This is a genomic window from Gordonia sp. (in: high G+C Gram-positive bacteria), assembly GCF_012515855.1.
Taxonomy (GTDB): Bacteria; Actinomycetota; Actinomycetes; order Mycobacteriales; family Mycobacteriaceae; genus Gordonia.
Genome location: NZ_JAAYXO010000056.1, coordinates 1 through 5,675 on the forward strand (window position 1 = coordinate 1; position 5,675 = coordinate 5,675).

The window sequence follows — 5,675 nt, forward strand, 5'->3', positions numbered from 1 at the left end:
GGTCACCATGTGCGTCGCGGCGCGGTAGCTGGCCGAGGAGTACATCCGGGCCAGGCGCACCTGCTGGCTGTCGAGCAACAGCAGCGGGGCGATGCGAATCGACTGCCCAGCCACCCCGATCTCGGTGACGCCGCGCTCGCGGCAGCGCAGCCGCAGGCGAGCGATCGCCGCCAGCCGCTGAGTCTGCACCGGCGGCTCACCGTAGCGGTCCACCAACTCGGTCATCACCTCGTCGACGTCGTCGTCGCTGGTCGCGGAGGCGAGCTTGCGGTACGCCTCGAGGCGCAGGCGGTCGGCCTCGACGTACTCGACCGGGATGTGCGCGTCGACGGGGAGGTCGATGCGAACTTCCGCATTCTCCTCGGTGGCGATCGGCTTCCCGTCGGCTGCGGCGCGATACGCCTCGACCGCCTCGCCGACCAGGCGGACGTACAGGTCGAAGCCGACGCCGGCGACGTGTCCGGACTGCTCGGCGCCGAGCACATTGCCCGCGCCGCGCAACTCCAGGTCCTTGAGCGCGACGGCCATGCCTGCACCGAGTTCGTTGTTCTGCGCGATGGTCGCCAGTCGGTCGTACGCGGTCTCGGTGAGCGGCTTGTCCGGGCTGTACAGCAGGTACGCGTAGCCGCGCTCGCGGCTACGACCCACACGACCGCGCAGCTGGTGCAGCTGCGACAGCCCGAAGTTCTCGGCGCGGTCGACGATCAACGTGTTCGCGTTCGAGATGTCCAGGCCGGTCTCGATGATGGTGGTACAGACCAGCACGTCGTACTCCCGATCCCAGAATCCCTGGACGGTGCGTTCGAGCTGCTCCTCCCCCATCTGCCCGTGCGCGACCACCACGCGCGCCTCCGGCACCATGTTCGCGATCTGCTTGGCCATCTTGTCGATGCTCGAGACCCGGTTGTGGACAAAGAACACCTGGCCGTCGCGCAGCAGCTCGCGGCGGATCGCGGCGGCCACCTGCTTCTCCTGGTACGCGCCGACGTAGGTGAGGACGGGATGCCGCTCTTCAGGCGGGGTCAGGATGGTCGACATCTCGCGGATGCCCGCCATCGACATCTCCAGCGTTCGCGGAATCGGCGTCGCCGACATGGTGAGCACGTCGACGTGCGTGCGGAGCGCCTTGATGTGCTCCTTGTGCTCGACGCCGAAACGCTGCTCCTCGTCGACGATCACCAGCCCGAGGTCCTTCCAGCGAACGCCGGTCTGCAGCAGGCGGTGCGTGCCGATGACGATGTCGACCTCGCCCGAGGCCATCTGCGCCAGGATCTCCTTGGACTCCGCGGGATCGGTGAAGCGCGACAGGCCGCGGACCGTGACCGGGAAGCCGTCGACGCGTTCGGTGAACGTCTGCAGATGCTGACGGGCGAGGATCGTCGTCGGCACCAGCACCGCCACCTGCTTGCCGTCCTGCACCGCCTTGAACGCGGCGCGCACGGCGATCTCGGTCTTGCCGTAGCCGACGTCGCCGACGACCACGCGGTCCATCGGGATCGGCTTCTCCATGTCGGCCTTGACCTCGCCGATCACGGTCATCTGGTCCATGGTCTCGGTGTAGTCGAACGCGTCTTCCATCTCGCGCTGCCACGGGGTGTCCTGGCTGAACGCGAAGCCGGGTGCGGCGTGCCGCGCGGCGTACAACTGCACCAGTTCGCCGGCGATCTCACGGACCGCCTTGCGCGCCTTGGTCTTGGTGTTGGCCCAGTCGGAGCCGCCCAGCTTCGACAGGCTGGGCGCCTCGCCGCCGACATAGCGCGAGAGCTGATCGAGCGAGTCCATCGGCACGTAGAGGCGGTCGCCGGGCTGGCCCCGTTTGCCGGGCGCGTACTCGATCACCAGGTACTCGCGGCGGGCGCCGGAGATGGTGCGCTCGATCATCTCGACGAACTTGCCGATGCCGTGCTGGTCGTGGACCACCATGTCGCCCGCGCTCAGCGCCAACGGATCCACCTGATTGCGACGCTTGGCGGGCAGGCGACGACCATCCTTGGCACCGACCACGCGGGCCCCGGTCACGTCGGCTTCGGTGGCGATCACCAGTCCGGCCGACGGCAGCACCAGCCCGCGCCGCAGGGTGGCGTGGTACACGCCGACCGCACCGTCGGGCAGTTCCTCGCCGGGTTCCATCAGACGTGCGGGCACGTCAGCCTCGCCGAGGCGTTCGACGAAGCGCGCAGCGATTCCGCGACCGGCCGCCACCAGCGCGGCCTTGCCGCCGGAGGCGACCTGCGCCCGCAGCGACGTCATCAGCTCGGCGAGTTCGGTGGGGTCGCCGTGCGGTGCCGGGCCGGCCTGCAGGTCGAGTTCCAACTCCTCGCCCGATCCGGTCGAGAGCGGGCTGACGGTCCACCACGACCGCCCGGCCTCCAGCGCCTGTCGTTCGACGGCATCCACCCCGCGATAGGCGCTCGCCGAGAGGTCGATCGACGACTCGCCCGCGGCGACGGGTGCCGCGGCCCCGAGCGCGGCCGCATTCCACGAGGCCTCAAGGAACTCCTCACCGGTGCGGGCAAGGTCGACGGCGCGGGTGCGGACCTTCTCCGGATCCAGCACCAGCACGCGCGTGCCTACTGGCATCACCTCGGTCAGCATCTGCATCTGACCGTCCACCAGCGCCGGGATCAGCGCTTCCATGCCTTCGACGGGAATGCCCTCGGCGAGCTTGGCAAGCATCTCGCGCAGCGTCTCGTCGTCGGTGGTCTCGGCCAGCTCGGCGGCGCGCCCGCGGACCTCGGTGGTCAGCACCAGTTCGCGGCACGGGTGGATCTGGACCACCGACACGTCGATCTCCGGTTGCGTCCGCTGATCGGCGACGGAGAACGCCCGGATGTCGGTGATCTCGTCGCCCCAGAACTCGATGCGCACGGGGAATTCCGCGGTGGTCGGAAACACGTCGAGGATGCCGCCGCGGACGGCGAACTCGCCGCGGCGACCGACCATGTCGACGCGCTCGTACGCCATCTCGACCAACTGCTCGATGAGGTGGTCGAAGTCGGCTTCCACACCCTCGGTGAGCGTCACCGCGCGCAGCGCGCCCAGGCCGGGTGCCATCGGCTGCACCAGCGAGCGGACGGTCGCCACCACCACCCGCAGCGGCGCCACGGTGGAATCGGCCAGTCGGCTGAGCACCGCCAGCCGAGCGCCGACGGTGTCGGCGCTCGGCGAGAGACGTTCGTGCGGCAGCGTCTCCCACGACGGGAACTGCGCCACCACGGGCGTCCCGTTGGGACCCGGCGCCAGGAACTCGGTGAGCTCGGTGGTCAGGTCGTCGGCCTCGCGGCCGTTGGCCGTCACCACCAGCACCGGAGCTTCGGCGATCGTCGCGAGTTGCGCGACTACCAGCGGTCGCGCGGCGTCGGTGACCGTGATGTCCAGTCGCGCCTGCCCTGCGCGCTCCCTGATCAGACCGAAAGCGGCGTCACCGAATGCGAAAGGGGCCAGCCCGGACAACGACGGTCGCGGCGCAGAAGAAGTCGACACTATAGAGAGTCTAGTGTCGCCTTCCGACATCGCTCACTGCCGCGTCCTGCCTTCCTACTGTCCTCCGCCGCCGATGCCCGCCGCCGCGAACAACGACGCCCCGAGGGCCCTCGACTCACTGGCCCCGGGCAGCATCGCGTACACCGACGAGCCGATCGGCGTCGTCCACTCGTTGAGGTCGTCGTGGTCGGCCAGCCGCTGCTGCACCGGGAGGTACTGCCGCACCGGATCCCGCTGGTAAGCGGCAAAGATCAGGCCGCTGTTCGAGGTGTCCGGCGAACCCGCTTCGGGAGCGTCGTCGTAGTTGTAGGACCGCCGCAGAAACTGCTCGTAGTCGTTGCGCCGGTGCGACCGCGCGATGTGCGACGACGCCGGGATCACCGGGATGCCGCCGCGCGTCGCGGTGAAGTCGGGGTCGTCGAACTCATCGGAGCCGGTGAGCGGAGCGCCGGTGTCGAGGGTGCGTCCGGTCGAGAGCTCTCGTCCGCGACGATCCACCGATTCCCAGGTGTCCATGTGCATGGCGATGCGTCGCAGCACCAGGCTGGTGCCGCCCGCCATCCACGGCTGGTCGTGGCCGTCGTCCCACAGCAGCGTGTCGAAGTTGCCGGAGGCCGGCTGCACCGTGCCGTCGACCTGTCCGAACAGGTTCCGCATGGTTCCCGGCGCCATGCCGGGACTGTTGCGGAAACCGCGCTGCACCCAGCGCACGCGGACGCTGCGCCGCACGGAGGCGGTCAGCATCCGGGCCGCGTGCGCCAGCGACATCGGGTCGTCGGACCCGACGTGCAGCACCAGATCGGTCTGCCCCCAGCGCGGATCGAGCTTGTCGATCGAGAACGCGGGCAGCGGTGTCAGCCACGACGGCCGCAGCGGCGCGAGTGACGGCGCACGGAAGATCCGGTCGCCGACGCCGACGGTCACCGTCAGGTTGCTGGGTAGCGTGGCCAGTTCCGGTTCGGTGTCCGAGAGGCTCGGTCGGGCCTGGGTGAGACGCGAGGCGTCCTGGGTCCACAGGTTGAGGACGCCGGCCAGAGCTCGGACGTTGGTGGGATCCACGAGGTCCAGGCCGATGTACTGCGCGTGCGACTGCGCGGGAGTGACGATGCCTGCCTGATGCGTCCCGTAGAACGGCACCGTGCCCACCCCGGCCGCTTGCTCGGTGACGACGAGTTCTCGTCCCACTCCGACGGCGGCCGCGCCGATGCCGATTCCGGCGAGGCCTGCGCCCCCGGCGAGCAACGCTCGCCGGGAGACGCCGGCTTTTCTAGGCTCGGTCACTGGTGCGAACCGGAGTGGTCGGGCATGTCGTCGCCACCGTGCTCACCGGGCGCGTAGTTCTCCTGGTTGCCGTCGAAGTCACGGGCGAGGGCGTCGAACTTCATGGTGCTGCCGTCCTCGAAGCGGATGCTGAAGGCGACGTTCTGCCCGGTGGTGATCGGCTTCTTCAGCTGCATCAGCATGAAGTGCTCACCGCCGGGAACCAGGTCGATCTCGCCCTTGGCCGGGATCACGAAGCCGCCGTCCTTCTGACGCATGGTGGTGCCGCCGGTGCCGTTGTCGACCACCTCGTGCATCTCGGTGGACCCGGCGTCGTCGGTGTGCGCGGACACGACGCGGATGTCACGGTCTGCGGAGTTGTGGAGCTTGCCGAACGCGGCGGTCATCCCCGAGTCGGCGGCCTTGACCCACTGATCGGAGATGGTGACGGCGTCAGCGTCGGACGAGGAGGCGTCGTCGCTGCCGCAGGCGGCGAGGGCGGTGACCGTCAGGAGTGCGGCGGCCGCGACTGCGGCGGAACGGGTGAGGCGACGTGCGGAGATACGGCGAATTGCCATGAGTGAACTGCTTTCATGCAAGGTCTGGTGAACCGACGCCGCAGTGGGCGCCGGAGAAGGAAAGGAGAGATCAGACCTGCACGGGCGGGCCGCGGACCCCCGCGGCGGCAACCATCGGCGACGGCCGCAGCGTGAGAAGAGAATGGTCGCCCGCTGCGACCATCACGAAGACATTCCCCAGTACCGGCGCGGTGATGATGCGCCAGACGCGCGCGACACCGTCACCGCACGTGCGATTGAGCCGCTCGGCGGCGAACAGCATCGCGGCGGCCGCGGGGATCGCGAGAACGTGCCACATCAGCATGACGGGTCCGGGCACCAGCGACGCGCCGTGCGCACCGTGGGCGTCCATCA

At 69.3% G+C, this 5,675-nt stretch carries 3 protein-coding genes and 1 pseudogene; all 4 read right to left on the bottom strand.

Annotated elements, in window-relative coordinates:
* The coding region (gene mfd, locus GX543_RS03460) for a transcription-repair coupling factor (RefSeq protein WP_290849807.1) at positions 1-3,513 on the bottom strand (3,513 nt) is incomplete at its 3' end.
* Positions 3,514-3,537: 24 nt separating this feature from the next.
* Positions 3,538-4,764: a Dyp-type peroxidase gene (locus tag GX543_RS03465; RefSeq protein ID WP_290849808.1), complete on the bottom strand. Its 1,227-nt coding sequence runs from the start codon at positions 4,762-4,764 to the stop codon at positions 3,538-3,540.
* Positions 4,761-5,321 carry a copper chaperone PCu(A)C gene (locus GX543_RS03470; RefSeq protein ID WP_290849809.1) on the bottom strand — a complete coding sequence of 187 codons (561 nt, stop codon included), beginning with the start codon at positions 5,319-5,321 and terminating at the stop codon, positions 4,761-4,763. Before GX543_RS03470 ends, GX543_RS03465 begins: the two co-directional genes overlap by 4 nt.
* A 70-nt stretch (positions 5,322-5,391) precedes the next feature.
* Positions 5,392-5,675 (bottom strand): annotated as a pseudogene (locus GX543_RS03475) (hypothetical protein); the annotation flags it as partial.